Genomic DNA, 23,990 nt, shown 5'->3' on the forward strand with positions numbered 1-23,990 from the left:
GCTTAACGATTAAAATTTTAAAAAAAGAGTAAAAGTTCAATATTGCTTCTACTCTTTTAATTTCCATTTTTTTAATAACTCATCAAAATCCCATCTGGGTTTAAAATTGGGCTTACTATTTTGAGCGAAGGCTGCTACTAGGTTCCAAAGTGATTTGTGAAGCAGGGCTTGTTGCTTTTTATCCAACTGGTTCATTGTTCCCAATGCAGATAAGAGTTTCGATGCCGCAGCTTTACTGGTCAGGTCATTAAGACTCGTAATTCCTGCTTCTATTAAGGTATCAAACAGTAAATCAACAATCAATTTAAGTTCTGATTTGGTTAATTCTGAAACCCATTGGTCAAACGTTTTATCCAGTTGCTTACTGAGATTTGTTGGTTCAATGCCGATAAAATGCCCCTGTTCTGAAATTTGCCAAGTCGTCACGGCATGTTGTGCTACTCCAAATTGATTAGCATCTATGATAAGCGGTAAAACATCCAATTGTAGCATAACACCCACAATAGATTCTTTTGGTCTAATGACGATAAGTTTATTTCTAATGGACTGGTATCCCTCTTTTTTGAAAAATGTTGGAGTAAAGCCTGGGGCATCCAGCATAAAAACAGCTTTGATTTTCTGTTGAAGCGCAGCGTTTTGATGACTGGCTGCATAGACTGCCAAATTGCCACCCTTGGAATGCCCTGTCACATAAACTGGCTGCTCTGCTTTTTCCAAAAACGCTTGAAGATATCTAACCGCAGAACGCTGTGCTGGAATCTCGCTCATATAGGTCAATTTGAAATCTTCTTTCCAACCAATCAATGTGTCATCTGTCCCTCGAAAAACCAGTTGCAAATGCCCAATAGAGGGGAGGTGAAACACCATTGCCGCAAACTGCTTTTCAAACTCTTCGCTAATATCATTGACATAATGAGATAAGGCCAAATCGGCAAAACGTTTACTGTTAAGGATAACCTCAAAAAGATCTACTCGCTCCTCGGTGAGCATAAAATCATTCTGTCTATTAGCTTTTGCCTTGATAAGAATCTGCTTCATGTCATCAGAGGTAAGAGGAGTGGTCATCTTAATATAGTTATCAAAGGGGAGATAAGCCAACTCATTAAGACACACAACGTCCACTTCATTTAATGCTAATTGTTCGAAATCTTTTTTCTGCGACAACTTTGACATAATCATAAATCGTTGACATTACAACCCCTCCTTTAATCTTTTTGATTGTACAAATTTTTCTATCGTCAGTCAAGGATAAAAGTGATATAATATAAACTAGTTTGATTTTCAAAGAAAGGATTTTTATGTCAAAAACACAACTTTATCGCCTTATGATTGCTATCTGCGGTCTTATCGGAGTAAGTATGCAAATTTATCAAGATGGTTGGGGAATGCTCTTATACTATACTGTAATCTCTAATATTTTGGTATTCAGCTTTCTTTTCTTTATCATTGGTTGGGAAGCTAAATGTGGTCCAATTAGTCACAATAGTACGTTACTTCGCCTGAAAGGGGCTGTTACCATGGCAATCGCAATCACTGCTGTGGTTTACCACTTCATGCTTGCGCCACTGGCAGAGCCAGATGCGTATTGGAATATTCGTAACTTCCTTGTTCATTACATTGCCCCAATTGGACTCATTCTTGATACTCTCATCCTTGATAAGAAAAACAGCTATCGCTGGTTTGACCCACTTACTTGGACATTTTTCCCTTTGGGATACTTTGCCTTTGCCATCTTTAATGGCATGATTTTGCAGCTCCCTATCCCTGGCGCCAAAGATAGCCCTTATGCTTATTTCTTTATCAATGTTAATAAATTTGGTTTCCAAAAAGTTCTCATTAATTCACTTATGATTGCTTCAGCCTATGTCGTTGGAGGCTATCTCCTTCTTTTAGTCAAAAAAGCTATCGGCACCAAGCATAGTTAAACACAATGAATCATCAACTGAAGAGACTTGGCAAAAAGTCTTAAAAATAGTAAATGGCTTAGATTAACGTCGTCAAAAAACGTTGATTCTAAGCCATATTATTTTGTTCAAATTTTAACAACGGGTCTAAACTTTGATACTCTATAAAAATCAAAATTAGATGGAGAGAAAAATATTTTCTTTTCTCTAAAGTCTTCTCATGCGGCTGGCACTCCAACAAAACTGTGGATTTATAGCTTTAGCTACTAGGAGAGTTGAGAATTATCGCTTTCTACTTATACAGCTACAGTGTCCAAGATGACAAAGTAGATATTATGAGAACTGTCCACTGTGGTGAAAGAAACGGTTTACCCCCTTACTTTCACTAACCCATCAAAATAGAGGCTATAAAAATCTAATTTTGATTTTGAATGAGTATGAGTTTCTGTCCAGTCTCTTCATTTCCCAAAACTTTTGAGCGTTCGCACTTTTTAATACTTAACAAAAATCAAAATATAAAAACGACCTCAATCGAGATCGTTCAAATGGTAAATTATTTACCTAATTTTGCTTTAGCTGCATCTGCAAGAGCTGTGAAAGCTGCTGCATCGTTAACAGCAAGGTCAGCAAGCATTTTACGGTTTACTTCGATTTCAGCAAGTTTCAAACCATGCATCAATTGTGAGTATGACAAACCATTCATACGAGCAGCCGCGTTGATACGAGTGATCCACAATTTGCGGAAATCACGTTTTTTCTGACGACGGTCACGGTATGCATAGTAGTAAGAGTTCATTACTTGCTCTTTTGCAGTACGGAACAAGATGTGTTTTGCTCCATAGTAACCTTTAGCTAATTTAAGAATACGTTTACGACGTTTGCGTGATACAACGCCACCTTTAACACGTGCCATTTATATTTTCCTCCAAATAATTCAGTAAGTAGTTGAATGCTTTTAGCGATTAACGCATTTGAGTAAGCATTGCTTTGATACGTTTGAAGTCACCAGCATGTACCATGCCTGCTTTACGCAAGTGACGACGTTGCTTTTTAGTTTTACCGTGGAAACGGTGTGACGTGAAAGCACGGAAACGTTTAAGTCCACCAGAACCTGTACGTTTGAAGCGTTTAGCTGATGCACGGTGTGTTTTTTGTTTTGGCATTTTAAAATTCTCCTTAAAATAATTTACAATGACAAGCTACTTCTTGTCAGGGATTGGTGCAAGCTGCATGAACATTTGGCGTCCATCCATTTTAGCGCGTTGCTCGATAATGGCAATATCTTGCGTTGCTTCAGCAAAGTCAGCCAATACTTTTGCCCCAATTTCTTTATGGGTAATCATACGTCCTTTGAATCGGATAGAAACTTTGACTTTGTTTCCTTTTTCAAGGAACTTACGTCCATTACGAAGTTTTGTCTCAAAGTCACCCTTATCAATAACTGGGCTAAGACGAACTTCTTTAACCGTTACAACGCTTTGTTTTTTACGTTGCTCTTTTTGTTTCTTCTGATACTCAAACTTGAACTTCCCATAGTCCATAATTTTGGCAACAGGTGGCGTCGCTTGCGGCTGGATAAGAACCAAGTCAACATTTGCCTGATCGGCAATAGCTTGCGCTTCTGACAATGGTTTGATACCTAATTGTTCACCTTCAAGACCAACCAAACGAACTTCGCGAACACGAATTTCGTCGTTGATGAATAGATCTTTTTTAGCTATGATCTTCACCTCTTCATTTTTTTAGAGAAAAACAAAGCGGACTTGATATTCCAAGCCCGCACGCATAGTTCTACTTTGTAGAATTTGACATGTTGGGCCAGACAACCTAAGTCGCAAGGCGAGAAGTTCTCACTTCTGCTTTTCTCATTGTTATTATTATAACAGAGAGCCTAACCCTTGTCAATAATTTTATTTGCTTTTTCTTCAATAAATGTTACAACACCCTCAATAGAGATACCTGTTGTATCGAAAGTAATCGCATCCTCTGCTGCTTTTAGAGGAGAGACTTTTCGGTGACTGTCTTTGTAATCACGCGCAGCGATTTCTTCTTTCAAGGTTTCAAGGTCTGTAGGAATTCCTTTTTCCTTATTTTCCTTAAAGCGACGCTCTGCTCTTTCATCAACAGAAGCAACTAAGAAAATCTTAAGTTCTGCGTCAGGCAAAACAACCGTTCCAATATCACGACCATCCATGATAATAGCTCCACCTTCAGCAATACGACGTTGTTGAGCAACCAGTTCTTCACGGATTTCAGGCAAGGCTGAGACCCAAGAAACATTATTGGTGATATCATTTTGACGAATCGCCAGAGTCACATCCGTATCGCCTAAGTAAACTAACTGATTACCAGAAGTGTCTCTGCTAAAAGAAATGGGATGCTTAGCGAGCTCTTCTAAAATCAAAGAGACATTTTCTTCTGTCAACTTATTTTTCAAAGCTAGATAGGTCGCACAGCGATACATAGCTCCCGTATCAAGATAGGTATAACCAAGGTCTTTTGCAATAATTTTAGCTACTGTTGATTTCCCGCTTGAAGCTGGTCCATCAATAGCAATTCTAATATCTTTCATAACTTACTTTCTAATCGATGTAAACCACATCGCCAGGATTTGCCCACCACGTTCCACCAGGTCCTGTCATTTTCTCAGGATTTAAAGCGTAGAGTTTATCTAAAGAAATTCCCGCACGTGCAGCAGTGGCACCTGCTCCTTCACCAGCTTCAACAACCGTTGTACCACCATTACGCACAACTGCTTCTGTCTGACTAACACTTGTTTCACTTGTTGTCTCAGTCATTTCTTCTGAGTTCAAAGACGTTTCTGCTTCATTTGTTTTAGTCTCTGATTTTTTAGCATCCGCTTGACTCGTAGAAGCTCCATAAAAACCTGTTGTAGCTTCTTCTCTGTCTGTATTTCCATTTGACGTATAGAACATAAATAACAAGATGCCAACAAAAATGACAAAAAAGATACTGAGCAAAATGGTTAAAATTGGTGTCTGAATCCCTACCTCTTTATGTTTTTGTCGCGAGTTTCCTGCTTCTTCCTCAGGAAATACTTGCTCTTCCCATGGTTCTTTACTCATGATTTCTCCCTTGTTAAATCTAAAAATTCGTATTACAATGATACCATGAAAGTATCTATAATTCCAGAAAAATGTATTGCTTGCGGCCTATGCCAAACCTATTCAGCAGCTTTTGATTATCACGATGACGGAATTGTCAAATTCACTGATAGCGATTTGCTCACTCAACAATTTGATGACTCAGATAATGACACTCTTCTTGCCGTCAAATCCTGTCCAACCAAGGCTCTTATAAACGAGTAGAAGCCTTCTTATCATCTTGATAGTGTTCAAAATAGTCTAACTTAATAAAATTATCCAAAAGCTCAACTTCTCCCACAAAATCCGGATGAATTGCAAGAGCATCTAAGAAGTATTTCTTAGGCCATTTTCTCATATAATATAACTGACTTTGACCATTTTTTAAAACTAAACTTAAAGTGGTTTTGGTCACTTCTATTTTCTCAATATCAGAAATGAGCACATAAGTTTGTTTCCAAAATTTGCTATCAACAATCTCTAAGCGACCATCATCTCCGATAATAAAGTAGCGATGAAATCCAAGGCTAAAGAGCGTTCCAAACACACCTATCATAACAAAAAATGCCATTGGAACGTCTGTTTTTTCATAGAGCATGGATATACCAATAAAAATAGGTAAAAAGGTCAGCGACCAATAGATCAACGACCATGACAATTCTGGCTGCCAATGATATCTGATTTTACCAAAAAGTTTAATCATGCCACTTCCCCTTTCCATAAACAATCGACATAATAATCTTTCTTAAATCGTGGTTTTATTGTATCACAAATGTCGACTGGATTCTATTTTTTCTCTTTAAACGTCGAAATACCAATGATAACATCAACTGCTTTTTCCATGGTTTGTAGACTGACATATTCAAAACGACCATGCATGTTTTCACCACCTGCAAAGATGTTTGGTGTTGGAATTCCCATAAAGGAGATTTTAGACCCATCTGTACCGCCACGAATAGGCTCAATGATTGGCTTAATATCAAGATTTTCCATCACAGACTTGGCAATGTTAATTGGTGTCATGTCTTTTTCAATGACTTTTTTCATGTTATAGTATTGGTCGTGAAGGGTCAAAATGACACGTTCTTCTCCGAGCTCTGCATTCATCTTAGCAGCAATTTTCTCCATTTCAGCTTTGCGATTTTCAAAAGCCTCATCTTCAAAGTCTCGGATAATATAAGAGCTTGTCGCCTCGTCAACAGTCCCTCCTAAGCCATGCAAGTGATAGAAGCCTTCATAACCTTCTGTATGCTCAGGGCGTTCCCCAGCAGGTAGTTGATTATGGAAATCTATTGCCAATTGCAGAGCATTAATCATGCTATCTTTAGCTGTTCCTGGGTGAACATTTCGTCCGATAAAGCGGAGTTCCGCTGCGGCTGCGCTAAAGGTTTCATATTGAAGCTCACCAAGTGGACCGCCATCAATGGTATAAGCAAAATCAACGTTAAAGTCTTCAACGTCAAACTTGTTAGCACCAACACCAATTTCTTCATCTGGACCAAACCCAACACGGATTTCACCGTGTTCAATTTCAGGGTGGCTTGCAAGGTATTCAACAGCAGTCATAATTTCAGCAATACCTGATTTATCATCAGCACCAAGCAGTGTTGTCCCATCTGTTGTAATCAGGGTTTGCCCTTTGTAATTATTAAGGCTTGGAAAATCCTTTGGAGATAGGCTATAACCTGATGAACCAAGTGCAATATCACCACCGTCATAGTTTTCAATGACTTGTGGCGCAATATTTTCAGCGTTAAAATCAGCGGTATCAATATGAGAAATATAACCAATGGTGTGCTTGAACCCCTCACCATTAGTTGGTAAAGTACCAACGATATAGCCATTGTGCTCCAAATAATGCACATCAACAAGGCCAATGCGCTCCATTTCTGGTTTCAAGATATTGAGTGCAAATTCTGTTTGGCTTGGTGTCGATGGCGTTGTGGTGCTGTTTTCATCTGAACGTGTGTTAATTTTAACGTAAGTCAAAAAGCGGTCTAGTAAATTTTCGTACATGGTATTTCCCTTCTAAATCTTATGATAAGCATTATAAACCTCTTGACGGTTGAGGTTGTAAGTTTTAGCGACTTCTTTTATGGCTTGATTTGGCTTTTTCCCTTGAGAAATAAGCTGCGCAACCAAATCAGCTATATCTAAATTTTCTATCTTATCCTCTGTCATAACTTCTTCTGAAGCTCCTCCAACTAAAATCAAGCACTCACCTTTCAGAGGATGTTCTGATAGATAAGTTAAGACTTCCGAAATCTTTCCACGTTGGTATTCTTCATAAAGTTTGGTCAGTTCACGGACCACAACGATCTCACGGTCGCCATAGATTTCCAACATATTTTCCAGCGTATCAGATACGCGATATGGACTTTCATAAAAAATTTGGGTCTCTGGGTAGGCTTTTTTTTCTTGGAAAAAAGCTTTTTGCTGCCCTGCTTTTCTCGGTAAAAAACCATAAAAAATATGTGGCTGTGGCGCTAAACCTGAAGCAATTAAAGCTGTAATTCCAGCAGAAGCCCCTGGCAAAGCAACGACAGAAATGTCTTCTAAAATGGCTGCTTTAACCAAATCATGTCCTGGGTCAGAGATGGATGGCATTCCCGCATCAGATACCTGAGCCAGGCTTTTACCGTCTTTTAATAGAGCAATCAAGTCTGGTATTTTTTCAAAAGCATTGTGTTCGTGAAAGGAGATTTGTCTTGTCTCAATTTCAAAATGCTTGAGTAACAGTCCCGTATTTCTCGTGTCCTCTGCGCAAATAACATCCACACTCTTTAAGACTTCTACCGCACGAAAGGTCATGTCTTGTAGATTTCCAATAGGGGTTGGAACCAAATAAAGGGTTCCATAAGGTGATTTCCCCTTAAAGGATTTTTGAACTTGCATGATATTCTCCTTTTCTTAAGATACAGACAGCCATCAGTTCTAAAATCGTCAATATGAGACAAATCAAGACGATAATCTTGTTAGCTCTGATTTTCGCTTTCGCATTATTTTCGACTGTAGAGAAGCTCCATGCAAAAGGCACAGTCTTCCTTATTTTCACGGTGTTGCCCGTAAAAGTCATTGCAGACATGAAATCCTTCTTCGTAAATGGATTCCACATACTCCTTACCTCTAGTAGAGCTTTTCAAGGAATGTTGTTCTTCAACGACCAATTGGCTGAGATGTTCACGTAAAGCTGTGTTTTCCATACGTAAACGGGCATTTTCTTCAAAAACTTCTTGGACTTTTTTTCTCATGGCGTCCAACTCAGCTAGCGTCACCATAAACTGTTGAGAGAAGGATTCCATCTGTTCCAATAGTTCTTTTTTATTCATTCACTTTCCTTCTTTCTAAGCAATCACAAAATAATCAAGGGCATTTTGAAAGCTGACATTTGCTTGCCACATTTGTCTTGCATGATGGCAACGCGTTAGCAGTTTAGGATTTTTCTGCCGTGACAAGATGACCGTTAACAGCCTAAAAGCAAAGTCTTGGAGATCTTTTTCTGTTGCTATTTGAGCTAGTCTTGCTACTTCTAAGTAGGCCTTATTAGTCTCTTGCTCCAACAACTTAGCAAATTTATCTAGCACTTGTTCTAGCTCCAGTATTTTACTATTTTGGGACAAAGCTAGCGCTTCTTCTTCACTGGTAGCCACTTGCGCTAAGAGGCGTGACTGACTTTTTAAAAGACCTTTTTGCAGCAATAACTCTTCCAAATACTCTTGATTCTTTGGAAAATGAAAGAGTTGACACCGGCTTTTGATGGTTGGCAGTACTTTGCTATCATCACTGGTCAATAAAATCATATAAGACTGACTTTGAGGTTCTTCGATAAATTTTAAAAGACTGTTAGCGGCATTGCTGTGCATTTTGTCCGCATCCTTGATAATAAAAACTTGGCTTTCACCTTCAAATCCAGAGCGTGAAAAATCACGTGTCAACTCTCTAACCGTATCCGTCTTAATGACTTGCCCCTGCGGTTCAATGATTTTGACATCCGAAAATTCTTGTTCCTCAATTAGGCGACAAGACCTGCAATTTTCACAGGGGATACCATCTGATAATTGCTCACAAAAACGACTTTTGGCCAGCCAAAGAGCCATTTCAAATGAACCAAAACCACCAGAAAATAGATAAGCATGGCTCATACGGTTAGCCTGTAATATCTGAGAAAAAGTTTGATAATGTTTTGGCTGATACTGAGCTATGTTCATTTTTCTGCCTTTTCTAAAGCTTCCAAGATGATTTGGTAGGCATCTTCGATGACTTTTTCAAGCGGTTGACTGGCATCAATTGTCACGATGCGTTCACTTTCCTGCTCCGCCATTTTCAAATATCCCGAGCGAACTTTTTGGTGCATGCTAAGAGCTTCCAAATCAAGACGATTAACCTCCCGCTCAGCATTTTGTGAAATTCGCTCAAGACCAATCTCTGATGGCACGTCAAAATAAAGGGTCAAATCTGGCTGGTGACCATCAGTGGCATAGTGATTTAGCCAAGTAATGGCTGGAATATCAAGCCCACGACCGTATCCTTGATAAGCTACTGAACTGTCAATAAAGCGATCTACTAAAACCAGTTTGCCCGCGGTTAAAGCAGGCAAAACTTTTTCGGCTAAATGTTGGCGGCGAGCTGCAATATATAGCAGAAGTTCCGTTTTATCATCCATATTGGTGTGGCTAACATCAAGGATAATGTCTCGGATTTTTTCCGAAATGACAATGCCACCTGGCTCTCTAGTCGTGACGATGGTATCGCCTATTTTTTCTTGCAAACGTGGGACCAAGGCTTCTAAAACGCTAGTTTTTCCAGCACCATCTGGACCTTCAAAAGATATAAAAAGACCTGTTTTCATACGATCACTTTCTGTTTCTCATTTCTCTTATTTTACCAAAAAATCATGTAAAAAGCACTAGTAAATCCAACTAGTGCTAACAAACTAAAATCCTGCTTTAGCCTGTGTTTTCACAAGACTATCAATCGTCATTCCTTGAGCCTCTAATTTTTCTCTGAGGAGATCAAGGTCAAAAGTGCCATCAATTTGGACTTCCACAATCACTTTACCATGACGCTCGTCTGCAATGACGGTACGGCGGATATTGAGATTTTCATCTGAAATAGTCTTGATAATTTTTCCAAGAACACCGACGCTATCCTCAGTTAACACACGGACGCGAATCCCTTCTTCTCCATAGCCTGAAACACGGAGGAAGGTACGGAAGATATCCTTATCAGTAATAATACCAGAAACATAACCATTTTCTGCTACTGGAAGAACCCCAACATTATGCGTCATCATGAGAAAGATAGCATCTTCAAGACTGGCATAAGGATCCACTGTCACAACATCTTTAATCATAACATCGCGGATTTTCGTCTTATTGAGCAAATAATTCATCTCATAAATAGATAGACTTGTTGCCTTAGAAGGCTGCGCTTCTGCCATAGTTCCTTCGGTTACTAGACCAACCAAACGATCCTTTTCAATAACTGGAAGTCTGCGTAATCCTTGCTCTCGCATTAAATCTGCGGCATGGGCTACTGTCGTTTCTGGAGAAACATAGACGACTTTTCTAGTCATAAAATCTTTTACTGCCATAGGGATTCCTCCAACTTTTTTGAGTTTATTATACCATTTTTTTGGAAAGGTTTACATAAAAAATATGAAATTAGATTGAAAAAATGAGTTAAATCATCAGAAAATCTTATTTCTGCTCGCGTTTTTCTCGTCTGTCTTGAATAATTTGTAATACATCTCCACGTCTCGTTTCAATGTCTCCTTCACGTCTGCGTTGGAAAGATGAATTCAACACAGCACCGATAATGAGAATTTTAGCAAAGAAAATAAACCAGAACATGACCACAAAAATAGCCACCGAACCAAAGAAGCGTAAATCTTCTAGCCTAGCTGCCGCCAAATTAAAATAGGCACCAAAAAGACTGGTCGTCAGCAAAAGGACAATACTTGTAAATAGGGTTCCTGGCAATACATTTCGCAACCGTTTAACTTTCACATTCGGCAGGATAAAGTACAGCAAGCCAACGGCAACTAAAAAGACGATAAAGGTTAAAGGCTGGGTCAGATGAGACAGATTATGATAGAGTGATTGGTCCATGTTCAAATGCTGATAAATAATGTCCAGCACCGCTTTTCCAAAAGTAGAAATCACAATCGCCAAAATCAGAAAAAGGACTAAGATCACGCCAGACAAAACACCGATTGCATGAGATAAGACAAAATCGCGATGCTCTTGAACGTCGTAAGCCTTATTGATAGCCTTCTGTAAAAAGGTCATACTTTTGGAAGTCGTCCACAATCCAGTCACAATGGAAACCCACAAAAGACCGCTTGACGAGGTATTGAAAATATTGCGAACAATACTAGCCGTACTCAGATAAAGTTGATGAGGTAAGGTATCTTCTAAAAAAAGCAAGAGTTCGCTGGTATCTATCTGGAGATAAGGGAAAATATTTGCCAACAAAATCAAGAAAGGAAACATCGTTAGCAAGAGGTAATAAGCCACTGCAATACTCGATAAATCCATCTCTGAGGCCTTATAATGTTCAAGAAAAAAAGCCAAGAACTGACTATTTTGCAAACGACGCCATAGTTTTTTCATCTTGACTTTACTCCTTTATTTTTTTCAATGAATGCACTAATATGTTCTCTCTTCACCTTGGCTGGTCAAGATGACAGGTCCATCTTTAGTGATAACAAATTGATGTTCATATTGGCAAGATAGGCCACCATCAAGCGTTTTATGTGCCCACCCTGTCTTCATATCAGTGTCAATTTCCCAAGTTCCGGTGTTAATCATTGGTTCAACGGTTAAGACCATCCCCTCTTTCAAGCGAAGCCCTCGACCTGCGGTTCCATAATTAGGTACCATTGGTTCTTCATGCATAGTTGGTCCAACACCATGCCCAACCAAATCTCTCACGACGCCATAGCCACGGCTTTCAGCATATTCTTGGATAGCTGCTCCGATATCCCCAATGCGGTTACCTACGACAGCTTTTTCGATACCAAGATACATGGCTTCTTTAGTAACTGCCATAAGATTTTTTACTTCATCAGACACATTTCCAATAGCATACGCCCAACAAGAGTCTGCCAAACCACCTTTATAATCCTCAGTGTACTTTTTCATCTCAGCCACATCGTCAAAATTAAGTTTTGACACATCTAGCACCGCTTTGTCCAAAGGCTCTGACAAGACCATATCTACCTTAAGAAGATCGCCATCTTTTAAAATGTAATGACGGGGAAAAGCATGCGCAACCTCATCATTAAGCCCGCAGCATGTCGCATATGGGTAATCCATCACATGACCGTCTACACCGATTTGAAGAGGTAAGACATTTTCCTCCTTACAACGGCGACGAACATACTCTTCAACTTCCCACATGTCTACGCCTGGTTTTAAAAGGTCACGAAGACCGATGTGGATAGAAGCAAGAAAGTCTCCTGCCCTATCCATAGCTTCAATTTCACGTTGTGATTTTAAAGTAATCAAATTTTTCTCCTTTAGTTTTAGTTTCGTTTGATATCGTTCAATTGATAATTCTAGGTTGTTTTAGTCGTTACCATAGCCTTGGCAACCATTTGATTTTCCAAGTAGATATCAATATCCAAAATACTGCTACGGCGACTTTCCATCACCACTTTTGGAACAATGGTCAGGTGATCATCAATTTGAACTGCCTCTAAAAAGTATATCATCATTTGATCAATAATGACATTCTTTTTACTTTTTTTGGTTAAAATGCGATGCGCTACTTCTTTAAAGTATTCAGCTAAGACTCCCTGAGCTAACTGCCCTAAGTGGTCTAACATCACTGGCTCAACAACGAATGAAAAATCATCTTTTTCATGATGCAGATGAGCCAACATTTGTTCGCTGTAGGTGTGAAGATTCGGGTGACGAAGATTTTGCATGCCTTCCAAAATTTGACGACGAGTAATCACACCTAAAAGTGTCAAATCATCAGCCACAACAGGCACCATATTATAATCTTCAAAAATCATTTTTTGGCTAATATTAGCAAGACTGACACTCGGCTTTGTGGTAAAGGGAATACTGGTCATCACTGTCTCTATTTTTTCATCTGGATCGACTTGGGCAACGTCACGCATGCTAACCACACCAACGACTTTTTCATCCGCATTGGTTACTGGAAAACGAACATGGTTGGTTTTCTTGGTCAAATGATGAAAATCTTTCACGGTGTCTGTTGCTTGTAAGTAACCATATTCTGACTTGAATTGGTATATTTCATCAACCGTTTTGACGTCCGTTTTGATACGGGCATTAGACAGCGCTTGGTTAATCATAGTCGCCACGCTGAACGTATCATAACCTGTTACCATGACAGGAATTCCTGTCTGCTCTGCCATTTCCTTAACCTTAGCAGAAACCGAAAAACCACCTGTAACAAGGACAGCATTTTGGTGTTCCAAGGCCAAAAGCTGGATGTCCTCACGGTCACCGACAATGAGAAGTCCCGAATTAACAAGATAGCGCAGGATGTTCTCACGGGTCATGGCACCAATAGAGAATTTGCTAAATTCACGCCCGAGCCCCCCAGCACCTGCAACAACATCAGAATCTGAGATGCGAGCAATTTCAGCATAGGTCAAGCGATCTAAACGCACGCGCATTTTTTTATCCACACGAACCGTTCCCGACCGTGGTCTTGTCTCTACAATTCCACGATTTTCTGCCTCTTTAATCGCACGGTAAGCCGTCCCGTCGCTCACCTTGAGGTGGTTGGAAATCGAACGAACGCTGACCCTTTTGCCAACCGCCAAATTTTCGAGATAATCTAAAATTTCTTGGTGTTTACTCATAAAAAAGATACCTATCCTGCTTTACGAACTAGCCAATCTCTCATCGGATATCCGCTCAAAAAAGCAGGGCATTTCCTTTCATCAATCTCTGATTCATTAGTTATCTTGTCATTTTAATATTCTCTTTGGTCAGCTCATAATCTCGATATCTGCGCATTTTATGTGTGTAACGGTCACTTCCTTTATAATGACGGTTCACTTTAAAACCAGATTTTTCTGCAACACGCTGACTTGCCTTATTTTCCTCATGTGTAACAAGGCGGAGCTTCTTTAACCCAAATTCTTGAAAACTCAAAAAAGCAATGGTTTTTAACGCTTCCGTGGCAAAGCCCTGACCTTGAAACTCTTTTTTAACAAAGTAACCTAGCTCTGCCCATTTTTCAGAAAGGTCCAACTGATCAAACTTGATGGCTCCGATAAGCTCTCCTGACTGTTTTTCCTCAAGCGCCCAAATGCCTAAAGGACTTTTCAAAAAGCCATGCACCAACAAATAATCACTTTCTTGCTTGGTCGCTTTCAAGGGAAAGATAAAATCCAAGTTATCTGGACAACTTGCAATCGCATAGAAACTCTCCGCATCCGCAAACGAAAATGGTCTCAGGTACAGATGCTCTGTCTCTATAACAGAATACGTCGCCAAAGCAGTTAAAATATCCAAAACAGCGCCTTTCTTGAGAATAATCACCTATATTATAACATAACTATGGCCTTTCTTTTATATAACAGATGAAAAAGACAAGGAAAAAACGTTAAAACTTGAGGATATGCTCTCATTTTTTAACGTTTTTAAAGAATTAAGACAAGCTAGCTATTTACTAAAAGCAATAACAAAGGCAACACCATCTACGGTATTACGAGCCGATATTTTCCAACCATGTTGCTGAATGATGGTTTTGGTGAGTGCCATTCCAATTCCTGTTTTTCCGTGTTTGCCAGTATAAAAACGGTCAAAGAGGTGTGCTAAATCTTCCTCGCTTAATTGCAGTCCGTCATTGGCAATGGTCAGGCTTTTTGTTGTGACTGTCACTCTGATATAGGTCTGGGCATAGCGCAGGCTATTACTCAAAATATTTGTCAGAGCACGTTCTAGCTGTGCGGGATCTGCTAATACTTCCACATTTGCCAGTTCCTCTTGCACTTCTAGATTTTGCTGACGAGCTTGGAAGGTGATGGGATAAAGACAATTTTCCAGAACGTCACTCAGCGAAACAGGAACTTTTTCGATTGCCAGCGCACCACTCTCCAAGCGCGACAGGTGCAAAATTTCATCCACTAGGTGACGCATTTTTTCTGTCTCTTGTAGGATATTCTGACTAGCTTCTTGCGACGACAACAAGTCGTTGCTTAAACCGTCTGCATAACCTTGAATGACCATCAATGGCGTTTTCAGTTCATGAGAAGCATTTTCAAAAAATTCCTTTTGCTGATGACGCTCGCGTTCAATCTTAGCCCCTAGACGCATTCCTAAATTTCCAGAACCCAGCAACCCCAGAACAAGAATAAACAGCAACAACACAGTAATATAGTGCACCAGACGAATTTCTGGTGTAACTTCCACCACAATCATCACCTTTTCCTGTCCCACATCTGCCACACTAATATAGTAATCATTTCCAGATAAGTGCACAAACTGAATTTCGTGATTTTTCACATGTTGCTTCGCCCATATCGCCAAAGACTCTAACGTCTCTTGGGAATCCTCATCCATATTGTCTTTAAGCTGATAATCTTTGGTTAAGGGAACGTCTAATCCATACAAACGTTCAGAAATAATGACATTATATTCTTCTGAATATTCTAAAATACTATCTTGAATGGCAACCTGCGCTTCCTGATGAATATAGGTCATCATGCCGACATAAAAACCAATCAGAATCAACCCACTGGTCACAAGACTGGCTAAGATAAACCAGATTCCGACACGTTTTTTCGTCATGCCAACACCTCCAATTTATAGCCATATCCCCAAACGGTTGAAATAGCGACATTTGATTGTGCTTGACTGAGTTTTTTACGAACTCGGCGAACCGTTTCATCTGTCGTCCGTGTTTCAATCGTCGCATCAATGCCCCAGACCTCATCTAATAATTGCTCCCGTGAAATGGCTCGTCCAGCCCCTTCCATCATAAATTTTAGCAGTTGTAATTCAGTCTGACTGAGTGACAGAGCTTGATGAGAACACACTATCGCATGTTCATGATCAGAATAGGTTAAATCCCCAAATGTCAGCACCTCTTTTTCTGCCTTCGGCGACAGCATTTCAATCCGCCTAAAGATCGCCTTAATGCGACTCATCAAAATCGAAGGTCTAAACGGCTTCATCATGTAATCATCGCTACCTGAGTTAATGCCCAAAACATAATCCATGTCCGTATCTTTCGCTGTCAGCAAGATAATCGGCACTGTAGACTGCTCACGAATGAGTTTGGTCAATTCAAGCCCCGACCTTCCCGGCATCATAATGTCTAAAATGACCAAGTCGCAAGGATTGTGCTGAAAGGCGTCGTAAAGCGCATCTCCAGTCTCAAAAACCGTCACCTCATAGCCTGCGTCCACTAAAAATGTCGCCAAAATCTCCCGTATGCTCGCGTCATCATCTGCCGCAAAAATGCGTTTCGCCATCTGCCTCACCTTCTCTAACGTTTTTCCTATTGTGGGCTACACTTTTTAACCTGCCCCACTCAATCATTTATCTTTACTCTACCGAATTTTTACCGTTTAAGCAAGACCTCTCACGTGAAAGAAGCCTGAGAAAACAATCTCTCAGACTTCTTTTAAAAACCATCAGTTCATTTGGTCGTAATATTTATCCTCAATGCCTCGAATCCCCTCAGACACTTTTTCCAATTCCTTTTCAAGTTGAGCAGCTTTTTCCTCGCTTGGACAGGTGTCTAACTGCGCTTCAAGGTCATAAATCATTTGATAAGCCTTTGTTAAACTAGCTTTTTCTTCTTTAGACAAAGCAGAGCTTTCATCAATAGCAGCTACTTGGATTTTCAAATCCAGTTTTCCTAGTTTTTCGTAAGCTGCTGTCAATTGCTCTTCTAATCCATTTGCCTTAGCTTCATCATATGCTTCCTCCTTATCACCATAGAGAGCGTCCAGCTGTTCCTCTAGTTGCTCAATCGTTGCTAAGATAGACTGATATTCTTTTTTCTCAGTATCTGATAGAGTTTTCATCGCCACTGCATTTTCAGAAGCAAGGCCTTCCTTATCTTCTGCTGCCATTTTTTCTTCTAATTTCTCGATAGGTTTAAAGAGAGCTTCCAATTCTTTTTCAAGCACTTCAGCTTTTTTCTCGTCAGTAACATTACCCTTATCATCGTACAATTTAGCCAACTGAGCTGAAATCTCATCTGCCTTGTCGTAAGCTGCCTTGACTGTTTCTTTCTCCGCCTCTGTCAAGCTCTTGTATTCTGATAAAACTGATACCGTTTCAAGTGAGAGGCAATCGCCACCTTGACAAGTCGTTTGTGTCTCATTTGCCAATACCTGCGGTGCTTGTAAAAGCGGTGTTACCACCAATGCACCTGCCATAGCAAGACCTGTTACGATAGAAGTTAGTGTACGTTTTGTTTGTTTCATAAGAATGTCCTCATTTCTATTTAATCATCACCTCAGCTGAGAGGAAGTTGACCAGTCATCCTTGACTGTGACTTTATTATAGCTAGAAAATCAGCACAAATCCCCACAAACACCACACAGAAATGTCACAACTTTGTCACAAGTGAGAAAGTGAAAATACATGGCAATCTTTTTTAGGGTTATGATAAGGCGCACAATAGCCACGCACCAATAAACTGTAAACATTCACACCGTAAGACATACAGGTTAGTAAGGTCGCATAATCTTTATCAGAAGTCACTAATACTCAACCAAAATCAAAATTAGCATATTGAGCAAACTAAAGGACCAATAAAGGTATCAATTTTCCAGCGCTTCTTTCGCCATGGTGGTATTATAATCAAGAGTAAACACTTGATTATAACGGACTTTTTGAGACCTAAGCTCAAAAAGTAGCAATGAAACTCCAAAGGAGGTTTTGACGCTGACTTTGTCAGCTTCATTTCCCGCCTCAAAAGGTTCCCCAAACCTTTTGAGCGTCCGCACCGTTTTAGAAAGAAGCAAAAAAGTAATTTTTGATTTTTGACAAATATAAAATAGGTAAAAAATTATTAGGTTCAACCACCAAAATCTGATCCACCTGATAGACCAGTGTCTCTTTAATATTATGAATATAGAATACCTCACCTTTCTCATTCACTATATGTATTGGTATCAATGCAGGTTATTACCCAACATTCCCACGACTATTTTAGCAACCCCTCTTATTATATTCTCATATTAAAACTCTTTATTCCAAAAACACCGAGAAATCCTTAATTGATTTTAATTTTTAAACAATTAGTTTATTTTTGTTTATTTCAGAAAATTCTAATCGAAATGTATATTTTGTTGTATTTGTTGTATTTGTTGTAAAAATTATTTATCTTTTTTATTTTTATAATATCTACGAAAGGATAAAAAACAACGAACCTTATTATCTAATAGCAATATTAACCATGTTTTTTATCACAAAAACCATTTGTTTTAACTTTCAAATGATAACAACTACCTCTCCTTAAATGAACCCTCCGAAGCGGTCAAATACTTGATATCACTTGGTTTTATTGATTTCAGAACACAACTACTTGATTTGACAAACTGTTTTATTTATGTCAGAATACTTTAAAATAAATTTAAAAAGGAATTAAAGGTAATGTTAGAAAGGTACATAGAAAAAGCAATTCAAGATAAGGTAACCATCCTTAATATTTTATTTGATATCAATGATATCAAATTAGAACAGATTGCCACTCTATCCGCTTTACCCACTAAAACAATCTATCGTATCGTTCAAGAATTTGAAGTTGAATTTGAGTCTGAACTTGATTTGAAAATTGAGCAAGATGTTATCTACATCAAGAAAATTGCAACCCATCATTCAAGTTATTACTTTCATCGTATTTACCAGCAGTCTGCTATTTTGCAAACTATCCGATTCTTTCTATTGAATACCGATGGTAACTTCAACGATTTCATTGACCAAAAATTTATTTCCACAGCAACAGCTTATCGCATCCGCAAAAAATGTGAAGTGTTACTGCGAGCTATCGGTCTTAAGCTCTCAAAAAATAAGATTGTAGGTCAGGAACACCGTATTCGTTTTTTAATCACCCTGCTACAATATCATTTTGGTATCATTATCTATGACCTATCAGATGGGAGTATTGATTAGATCAAACAAATGATTGTCCAGTCAAATCTTCATTCTAAAGACGATTCTTTAGAACTACTTCCCGAAAGGTATCTTTTTTTCGCTATTTTGGTGTCTCTGACTTGGAAACGTCGTGAATTTCCATTAAATGATTTTCCACATAAGGAAATCAAACGTCTCAAAAAAATGTTTATTTATCCTATTTTGGTTGAAAATTGCCAGTTATCGTTAAAACCACATCTGGCTACTCCTTTGACCTCTAAGGAAATGGATTATATTTTCTTGGCATATTGCACAACCCATGTAGTATTTGCCAAAGACAAATGGACAGATGAACGAAAACTCGTTGCAGTTCAAGCTGTTTTACAAGATTCTCGTTCAAAACATCTTATCTCAAAATTCAAAAAAGTCTTTGGTACTGAGATCGTTGAATCAGATATCTTCCTCACCTCGATGACCTTCTTGTCACGAACATTCTTATTCGGCTTGCAAAACTTAATCCCTTTTATCAATCACTATGAACACCACCTCATTGATACTTCAGATTCGCTGTACATCATTATCAAAAACATCATCCAAGAATGGATGAGTGAGGAAGGTATTCAAGGATTTTTAGATCAGCACCGCCTTTATTTCTTGTATCTGTACCTGAGAAATTGTATTCAATCGTCGTTACCATCACTTCCTATCCACATCATTCTCGGAAGTCAGCTAGATCTTGACATGATCGAAGGTGTTTTAAAGCGTAATTTTACAGAAGATGTGGCTATTATCAGTAGATACAACCTTTTGGCAGATACATTAAAAGATGCCGAAGAAATCACCAATCAAACAATCATCATTACGACTAAAAAATTTCTCCCTTATCTTGAGCAGTGCTATCACGGTACAGGCTGTCACTTCATCACGATAGCTATTGATTTGCATATCAATCAACAGCGACTCATTCAAAATACCGTCTCTACCATTCGCTTGCAAACCTATTTTGACAAACTTGCGAGCATTGAAAAAAAGGCTAAACATTATCTGACTTAATAGTTTTGATTTTAAATGACCTTCGTTTCGTAAGGCGTTATATCTGTTCAAAAGGTATTATGAATAACTACCAGCCGTTTGTGAACATAAAAAGAAGCTGGGAATCCCCAAACTCCTACAAAGAACCTTTTCAGACAGTGAACTATTTTCGCTATTTTAAGAAGAGGGTGAAGAAGTTACGATTTCTTTGGAAACAGGCTAAATTGATATAGTAAAAATGCTGGGCACAGTGCCCAGCATTTTTGTTTTTTAGATGCCCTTTTGTGACAAGTTGTCTCTCCTCTATCTTATCGATTCATTTTCGCCATGGCAACATTTACTGAAACTTCTGTAACTGTTCCTAAATAATGTCAAACAACTGATTCCTGTCATGACTTTTAGCAACAGCTTTCTCTCCTACGCCAAAAAGGTTAATTAAGTGGATGAATGCCCTCAATTAACCTTTTTCATTGAAAATTAGTTGTCTTTCCGTTTTTTGACCACGATAGCCGATAAGTACGCGAGAATCGCTATTCCTAGTCCATACCAATAAGAATCACTTGTAGTACCTGTTTTCGGTAGAACTTTTGATACAGAAGTTCCCTGAGTTGAAGATAAAGCTTGTTGTGCCTTTTTTTCTTTCATAGGGAGTTCTGATGCGGTGTTTGGCTCGTGACTTGGTTTGTCATTTTCAGACGACGCCTGAGGTTGCGACATTCCTTTCCAATCTTTCACCGCGTCTTTTACCGCTTCAAAGATGGCTTGACGATGGTAACTTGCTTTTGGAACATCGCGAATTTGAGTCATATCTGCCAATTCTTTGGTGCGAATCTCTTCGACAGATAGGCCTTCGTAATCCTGCAAGGTCGCCACAGCCAAGGCATGGTAACCTTCATTATCTTCATCAATATTCAGAACTGGATTACCATATGTGTCTTTCTGGCCTTCGCCAATGCTCTCGCTACGATCCAAGATATACAGAATCACACCATTTGCATCCACATACACATTCAACCCAATATAATATTCTGGCAATGGAAGGGGGCTCTTGAACTGATGCACTCCTTGTACCATTGTTGCTTGAGCCAAGATACCTTTTCCTGTCACCAATCCTGTCAAGAGGGACAATTCTTTTTCCAAACGTGACACTTGTTCTGCTGACAAAGCACTGTTGTTGTAAGAACGTACAGCGTAGACATATTTTCCTTGTAATAGAGCTAAATTAGGAGATGTTGTAAAATCCTTCATGGCCGTTTCAGCTAATTTCATTTGACAATCAAGTCCCAAACGTCCCATGAAAAAGCGGCTGGTATGGATAAATTGCCACTGTTCCCCTTGACGCAGCTCTTTTTTCGCCACCAATTGTTCTCCTTGATGCAACAAGTCCTTAAACTGCTGCTGAGTGGAGGTACGCAATGTCGAGAAATCAATGGCTTTCATTTCAGTCATTAACTGGGTCAACACCTCACGATTTGTTGCCAATTTCGCAGTATTGATGATATGCCCCTCCCCATCAGGTAGCTGACTTTCTGCTTCGCCTGCTGTCATCACTTCGACTGTTGAACCTGGTTTCCCATTTTGAGTGAAGGCATTAAAGGCGATTATTTCAACCTTTTCTGGTAATTGTACACGGTGCAACTGATTGGTACGGAAGGCTTCTTCTTTGATTTCCCGTAATTGTGGTGGTAACTCAACCTTTTCCAAACGATTATCTGCAAAAACTTGAACCGATAGAATTTCTAATTTGTCTAAACCAGTCATATCAACTGTCGTCAAGGCATTGGATAGGAAAGCCATTTCGCCAATCTCCTCCACATCTTTGCCCAAGAAAAGGATGGCCTGTGCTCCATTTTGACGAAAGGCAGAGCGACCAATCTGCTTAACAGCTGGAGGAACCACAATTGCAGAGACATGGTTGATATGAAAAGCTGCATCCCCGATTGTCTGGAGAGAGTCAGGTAATTCTAATGTACCAATGCGATTATTCATAAAGGCACCTGCACCAATTTCAACCACACCTTCACCCAAATTCAAGGACTCAATCCGATTAGACTGAAAGGCAAAATCTCCAATTTTTTGAATACTGTTTGGCAAGAAAACTTCTTCTAAGTCATATTTTCGTAGGCTTTGCTGGTCAAAATCAACATTTCGAAAGGCATTGGCTGCAATTTCTGTGATGACATGCTCACCATTTCGCTCTGGAATGTCAAGTTTCTTCAAGCGACGAACTTTTTGAATGCCCTTCTCTGAAAAACCAAGGATCACTGAGTCTTGGTAACGGAAATCTTCTGCCACCCAACGGCTGTAATCTATCTTGGCAACCGCTGTTTGTAGCTCTTTCCCTGGATTTACATAGGCACCTTCCGTTTTTAAATGATGCGGATTTTTGCCATCTGTCGTTGTCAGTACTACCTGATTGCCATAATGGTCATCACCTGGATTGCCAGTAAAGGCTTCTTTTCCAATACGCTCCAAGTTAGCTGGCAGATGAACTTGACTCAAATCATTGTCTTGAAAAGCTGCTTCACCAATCTCTTTCAAAGAAGTCCCCTTGAAAACAACCGATTGCAAACGATTTGATTTGAAGGAACGCTCACCAAGATAGGTCAGAGTCTTCGGTAAAACCAGTTCACCTGTTAAACGATTGTCAAAAAAAGCCATATCGCCAATATGCGTCACTTCCGATGGCAGACTAAGACTCTTCAGAGCCATGTGTGCAAAAGCATAATCTGAAATCCGTGTCAAAGTCTTTGGTAAGACAACTTCTGTCACATTTTTATGATCCGCAAATGCATCCGCTCCAATATGGGTATAACCTTCTGGAATCGTGATTTTCGTCAACACATAAGCATTGATGGATTCGCCCTCTGTAGAAATAACGTTCCCATCCGCATCTAAACGGTCTACTTTACCATTTTCGCCGACACGGCTCGTATATTCTGCAATTACCGTATTTTTATCAGGCGCAAATGCAAAACTCGCCACGCGCCGTAAAACAGTGCCATCTGTTCCTTTCTGAGGTAATACCAAATGACCCGTTTGCCCTAGCTTCTCTACTCCCTTGCGTGATAACCCAACAAGACAATCTCCACGCGTGATAAAATCTTCGCTCTGCCAAATGGAGTCAGACAGCTCTTGTACCTTTTTGTCTACAGATGGGTTCGTTTTAGGGAACTCTTTGGATGGTTTCTTTGCATCTTTGGAATCATCGTCCTCTGCAAATAAGTCCTCTACTTCTTCTGAAAGAGCTTTATCAGATTGTCGAGGAACATCTTCTGCTTCTTCATAAAACCAGTCCTCATCTTTTTTATCTTCTGAGTAGGTAGGCTTTGACGGCTTGGAAGCCTTCGGTTTATCTTTTCCTGCGTCTGACGTTCTGTCTCCAAATAAATCCGTCACTTCATCTGAAACCTTTTCTGTATCCGTTGACGGTTTTTTAGGGAAATCCGTTTCCTCATCCTCAAACCAATCATCTATATCAGATGCCGTATTTGCAACACCCCTATCATGTTCCAAACCAGCAACCTCTTCAACAGACAGACCCATAGATAGCATTACTGCCAGTCCTAATACAACTGAACTTTTTTTCATTCATTTTCCTTTCATGATATTGTGATTAATCACATTGATAGATTTTATGACAGCGATCACCTGTCACCTACTGAAGCTTCATTGTATCCCCTATCTTACCACAGGAATTCATCACACGCAACCATTTTTGTAGTTTTACCTAATTTTAAAATTAGGTAAATTTAACCAAGATCATAATATTCATTTAGTCCAATCAAAGAGACTGGGCAAAAAAAAAAAAACGAGAACACTTATTAAAATGTTCTCGCTGGATTAATTTATTACTGACGTATCTA

Annotated in this window: 26 protein-coding genes, 1 pseudogene and 1 other annotated feature; of the genes and pseudogenes, 4 read left to right on the top strand and 23 right to left on the bottom strand. The window is 39.3% G+C overall.

Annotated elements, in window-relative coordinates; genetic code table 11:
- Positions 1-48: 48 nt before the first annotated feature.
- Positions 49-1,179 (bottom strand): Mbeg1-like protein, encoded by a 1,131-nt coding sequence (locus AB6M99_RS07005; protein WP_369350472.1) that lies wholly within the window; start codon positions 1,177-1,179, stop codon positions 49-51.
- Positions 1,180-1,298: 119 nt separating this feature from the next.
- Here AB6M99_RS07005 and AB6M99_RS07010 point away from each other — a divergent pair, with 119 nt between their 5' ends.
- A complete protein-coding gene (locus tag AB6M99_RS07010; RefSeq protein WP_121834779.1) occupies positions 1,299-1,925 on the top strand; it encodes a Pr6Pr family membrane protein in 627 nt (208 codons plus the stop codon).
- A 532-nt stretch (positions 1,926-2,457) separates the two neighbouring features.
- Here the strand turns inward: AB6M99_RS07010 and rplT are convergent.
- The 5 genes from rplT to AB6M99_RS07035 all read right to left on the bottom strand — a co-directional run bounded on the left by rplT (position 2,458) and on the right by AB6M99_RS07035 (position 4,990).
- Positions 2,458-2,817 (bottom strand): 50S ribosomal protein L20, encoded by a 360-nt coding sequence (gene rplT / locus AB6M99_RS07015; protein ID WP_000124834.1) that lies wholly within the window; start codon positions 2,815-2,817, stop codon positions 2,458-2,460.
- Positions 2,818-2,866: 49 nt separating this feature from the next.
- Entirely contained in the window at positions 2,867-3,067 is a 201-nt protein-coding gene (gene rpmI, locus AB6M99_RS07020) for a 50S ribosomal protein L35 (RefSeq protein ID WP_027974444.1), read from the bottom strand.
- 36 nt (positions 3,068-3,103) lie between these two features.
- The gene (infC, locus tag AB6M99_RS07025) at positions 3,104-3,634 is read right to left on the bottom strand and encodes a translation initiation factor IF-3 (protein WP_027974443.1); all 531 of its coding nucleotides are present in this window, start codon (positions 3,632-3,634) and stop codon (positions 3,104-3,106) included.
- 13 nt (positions 3,635-3,647) lie between these two features.
- Positions 3,648-3,772: a sequence feature (ribosomal protein L20 leader region), on the bottom strand.
- Positions 3,773-3,795: 23 nt separating this feature from the next.
- Positions 3,796-4,476, bottom strand: a complete 681-nt coding sequence (gene cmk, locus AB6M99_RS07030) for a (d)CMP kinase (RefSeq protein ID WP_121834780.1) — start codon at positions 4,474-4,476, stop codon at positions 3,796-3,798.
- A gap of 10 nt (positions 4,477-4,486) precedes the next feature.
- A complete protein-coding gene (locus AB6M99_RS07035; RefSeq protein ID WP_369350478.1) occupies positions 4,487-4,990 on the bottom strand; it encodes an SAG1386/EF1546 family surface-associated protein in 504 nt (167 codons plus the stop codon).
- 45 nt (positions 4,991-5,035) lie between these two features.
- Between AB6M99_RS07035 and AB6M99_RS07040 the strand changes: the two genes are divergently transcribed.
- The gene (locus tag AB6M99_RS07040; RefSeq protein ID WP_121834782.1) at positions 5,036-5,233 is read left to right on the top strand and encodes a ferredoxin; all 198 of its coding nucleotides are present in this window, start codon (positions 5,036-5,038) and stop codon (positions 5,231-5,233) included.
- Here the strand turns inward: AB6M99_RS07040 and AB6M99_RS07045 are convergent.
- From AB6M99_RS07045 to AB6M99_RS07120, 16 genes and pseudogenes are all read right to left on the bottom strand, one after another.
- Positions 5,220-5,711: an EbsA family protein gene (locus AB6M99_RS07045; protein WP_369350479.1), complete on the bottom strand. Its 492-nt coding sequence runs from the start codon at positions 5,709-5,711 to the stop codon at positions 5,220-5,222. The two genes, AB6M99_RS07040 and AB6M99_RS07045, sit on opposite strands and share 14 nt — an antisense overlap.
- Before the next feature lie 83 nt (positions 5,712-5,794).
- Positions 5,795-7,024 carry a peptidase T gene (pepT, locus tag AB6M99_RS07050; RefSeq protein ID WP_121834784.1) on the bottom strand — a complete coding sequence of 410 codons (1,230 nt, stop codon included), beginning with the start codon at positions 7,022-7,024 and terminating at the stop codon, positions 5,795-5,797.
- 12 nt (positions 7,025-7,036) lie between these two features.
- Positions 7,037-7,903 (bottom strand): 16S rRNA (cytidine(1402)-2'-O)-methyltransferase, encoded by an 867-nt coding sequence (gene rsmI, locus AB6M99_RS07055; RefSeq protein WP_121834785.1) that lies wholly within the window; start codon positions 7,901-7,903, stop codon positions 7,037-7,039.
- 104 nt (positions 7,904-8,007) lie between these two features.
- Positions 8,008-8,337 carry a DNA replication initiation control protein YabA gene (yabA, locus tag AB6M99_RS07060; protein ID WP_121834786.1) on the bottom strand — a complete coding sequence of 110 codons (330 nt, stop codon included), beginning with the start codon at positions 8,335-8,337 and terminating at the stop codon, positions 8,008-8,010.
- Positions 8,338-8,352: 15 nt separating this feature from the next.
- On the bottom strand, positions 8,353-9,216 hold the full coding sequence (locus AB6M99_RS07065; protein WP_121834787.1) for a DNA polymerase III subunit delta': 864 nt from the start codon (positions 9,214-9,216) through the stop codon (positions 8,353-8,355).
- Positions 9,213-9,857: a dTMP kinase gene (gene tmk / locus AB6M99_RS07070; protein WP_121834788.1), complete on the bottom strand. Its 645-nt coding sequence runs from the start codon at positions 9,855-9,857 to the stop codon at positions 9,213-9,215. The genes AB6M99_RS07065 and tmk overlap by 4 nt, the downstream gene beginning before the upstream one ends.
- Positions 9,858-9,941: 84 nt before the next feature.
- Complete coding sequence (locus tag AB6M99_RS07075; RefSeq protein ID WP_121834789.1) at positions 9,942-10,601, bottom strand: CBS domain-containing protein; 660 nt, start codon at positions 10,599-10,601, stop codon at positions 9,942-9,944.
- Positions 10,602-10,707: 106 nt separating this feature from the next.
- Positions 10,708-11,622 (bottom strand): YihY/virulence factor BrkB family protein, encoded by a 915-nt coding sequence (locus tag AB6M99_RS07080; RefSeq protein ID WP_121834790.1) that lies wholly within the window; start codon positions 11,620-11,622, stop codon positions 10,708-10,710.
- Between the two features lie 36 nt (positions 11,623-11,658).
- On the bottom strand, positions 11,659-12,519 hold the full coding sequence (locus AB6M99_RS07085) for a methionyl aminopeptidase (protein ID WP_121834791.1): 861 nt from the start codon (positions 12,517-12,519) through the stop codon (positions 11,659-11,661).
- Positions 12,520-12,569: 50 nt separating this feature from the next.
- A complete protein-coding gene (gene spxR / locus AB6M99_RS07090) occupies positions 12,570-13,853 on the bottom strand; it encodes a CBS-HotDog domain-containing transcription factor SpxR (protein WP_121834792.1) in 1,284 nt (427 codons plus the stop codon).
- 100 nt (positions 13,854-13,953) lie between these two features.
- The gene (locus AB6M99_RS07095; RefSeq protein ID WP_121834866.1) at positions 13,954-14,511 is read right to left on the bottom strand and encodes a GNAT family N-acetyltransferase; all 558 of its coding nucleotides are present in this window, start codon (positions 14,509-14,511) and stop codon (positions 13,954-13,956) included.
- Between the two features lie 150 nt (positions 14,512-14,661).
- Complete coding sequence (locus AB6M99_RS07100; RefSeq protein WP_369350480.1) at positions 14,662-15,789, bottom strand: sensor histidine kinase; 1,128 nt, start codon at positions 15,787-15,789, stop codon at positions 14,662-14,664.
- On the bottom strand, positions 15,786-16,475 hold the full coding sequence (locus AB6M99_RS07105; RefSeq protein WP_369350482.1) for a response regulator: 690 nt from the start codon (positions 16,473-16,475) through the stop codon (positions 15,786-15,788). The genes AB6M99_RS07100 and AB6M99_RS07105 overlap by 4 nt, the downstream gene beginning before the upstream one ends.
- 162 nt (positions 16,476-16,637) lie before the next feature.
- Complete coding sequence (locus AB6M99_RS07110; RefSeq protein ID WP_121834795.1) at positions 16,638-17,438, bottom strand: hypothetical protein; 801 nt, start codon at positions 17,436-17,438, stop codon at positions 16,638-16,640.
- 136 nt (positions 17,439-17,574) lie between these two features.
- Positions 17,575-17,718, bottom strand: a complete 144-nt coding sequence (locus AB6M99_RS07115) for a hypothetical protein (RefSeq protein ID WP_183121647.1) — start codon at positions 17,716-17,718, stop codon at positions 17,575-17,577.
- 267 nt (positions 17,719-17,985) lie between these two features.
- Positions 17,986-18,111 (bottom strand): annotated as a pseudogene (locus tag AB6M99_RS07120) (class C sortase); the annotation flags it as partial.
- A 501-nt stretch (positions 18,112-18,612) separates the two neighbouring features.
- On the opposite strand from AB6M99_RS07120, the gene AB6M99_RS07125 reads away from it, so the two are divergent.
- Both AB6M99_RS07125 and AB6M99_RS07130 read left to right on the top strand, forming a co-directional pair.
- On the top strand, positions 18,613-19,131 hold the full coding sequence (locus tag AB6M99_RS07125) for a helix-turn-helix domain-containing protein (RefSeq protein WP_245962684.1): 519 nt from the start codon (positions 18,613-18,615) through the stop codon (positions 19,129-19,131).
- A gap of 9 nt (positions 19,132-19,140) precedes the next feature.
- Entirely contained in the window at positions 19,141-20,145 is a 1,005-nt protein-coding gene (locus tag AB6M99_RS07130; RefSeq protein WP_245962685.1) for a M protein trans-acting positive regulator PRD domain-containing protein, read from the top strand.
- 456 nt (positions 20,146-20,601) lie between these two features.
- Here AB6M99_RS07130 and AB6M99_RS07135 read toward each other — a convergent pair whose 3' ends face one another.
- On the bottom strand, positions 20,602-23,715 hold the full coding sequence (locus tag AB6M99_RS07135) for a leucine-rich repeat protein (RefSeq protein WP_121834797.1): 3,114 nt from the start codon (positions 23,713-23,715) through the stop codon (positions 20,602-20,604).
- Positions 23,716-23,990 lie beyond the last annotated feature (275 nt).

Source organism: Streptococcus hillyeri (assembly GCF_041081565.1).
Classification (GTDB): Bacteria; Bacillota; Bacilli; order Lactobacillales; family Streptococcaceae; genus Streptococcus; species Streptococcus hillyeri.

Coding starts and splice junctions, on each gene's coding strand:
- AB6M99_RS07130 (WP_245962685.1), top strand. CDS start 19,141: ATGATTGTCCAGTCAAATCTTCATTCTAAAGACGATTCTTTAGAACTA.
- rpmI (WP_027974444.1), bottom strand. CDS start 3,067: ATGCCAAAACAAAAAACACACCGTGCATCAGCTAAACGCTTCAAACGT.
- AB6M99_RS07125 (WP_245962684.1), top strand. CDS start 18,613: ATGTTAGAAAGGTACATAGAAAAAGCAATTCAAGATAAGGTAACCATC.
- pepT (WP_121834784.1), bottom strand. CDS start 7,024: ATGTACGAAAATTTACTAGACCGCTTTTTGACTTACGTTAAAATTAAC.
- AB6M99_RS07045 (WP_369350479.1), bottom strand. CDS start 5,711: ATGATTAAACTTTTTGGTAAAATCAGATATCATTGGCAGCCAGAATTG.
- rplT (WP_000124834.1), bottom strand. CDS start 2,817: ATGGCACGTGTTAAAGGTGGCGTTGTATCACGCAAACGTCGTAAACGT.
- AB6M99_RS07080 (WP_121834790.1), bottom strand. CDS start 11,622: ATGAAAAAACTATGGCGTCGTTTGCAAAATAGTCAGTTCTTGGCTTTT.
- yabA (WP_121834786.1), bottom strand. CDS start 8,337: ATGAATAAAAAAGAACTATTGGAACAGATGGAATCCTTCTCTCAACAG.
- spxR (WP_121834792.1), bottom strand. CDS start 13,853: ATGAGTAAACACCAAGAAATTTTAGATTATCTCGAAAATTTGGCGGTT.
- AB6M99_RS07010 (WP_121834779.1), top strand. CDS start 1,299: ATGTCAAAAACACAACTTTATCGCCTTATGATTGCTATCTGCGGTCTT.
- cmk (WP_121834780.1), bottom strand. CDS start 4,476: ATGAAAGATATTAGAATTGCTATTGATGGACCAGCTTCAAGCGGGAAA.
- tmk (WP_121834788.1), bottom strand. CDS start 9,857: ATGAAAACAGGTCTTTTTATATCTTTTGAAGGTCCAGATGGTGCTGGA.
- AB6M99_RS07105 (WP_369350482.1), bottom strand. CDS start 16,475: ATGGCGAAACGCATTTTTGCGGCAGATGATGACGCGAGCATACGGGAG.
- AB6M99_RS07065 (WP_121834787.1), bottom strand. CDS start 9,216: ATGAACATAGCTCAGTATCAGCCAAAACATTATCAAACTTTTTCTCAG.
- AB6M99_RS07005 (WP_369350472.1), bottom strand. CDS start 1,179: ATGATTATGTCAAAGTTGTCGCAGAAAAAAGATTTCGAACAATTAGCA.
- AB6M99_RS07100 (WP_369350480.1), bottom strand. CDS start 15,789: ATGACGAAAAAACGTGTCGGAATCTGGTTTATCTTAGCCAGTCTTGTG.
- rsmI (WP_121834785.1), bottom strand. CDS start 7,903: ATGCAAGTTCAAAAATCCTTTAAGGGGAAATCACCTTATGGAACCCTT.
- AB6M99_RS07135 (WP_121834797.1), bottom strand. CDS start 23,715: ATGAAAAAAAGTTCAGTTGTATTAGGACTGGCAGTAATGCTATCTATG.
- AB6M99_RS07075 (WP_121834789.1), bottom strand. CDS start 10,601: ATGGCAGTAAAAGATTTTATGACTAGAAAAGTCGTCTATGTTTCTCCA.
- AB6M99_RS07035 (WP_369350478.1), bottom strand. CDS start 4,990: ATGAGTAAAGAACCATGGGAAGAGCAAGTATTTCCTGAGGAAGAAGCA.
- AB6M99_RS07040 (WP_121834782.1), top strand. CDS start 5,036: ATGAAAGTATCTATAATTCCAGAAAAATGTATTGCTTGCGGCCTATGC.
- AB6M99_RS07110 (WP_121834795.1), bottom strand. CDS start 17,438: ATGAAACAAACAAAACGTACACTAACTTCTATCGTAACAGGTCTTGCT.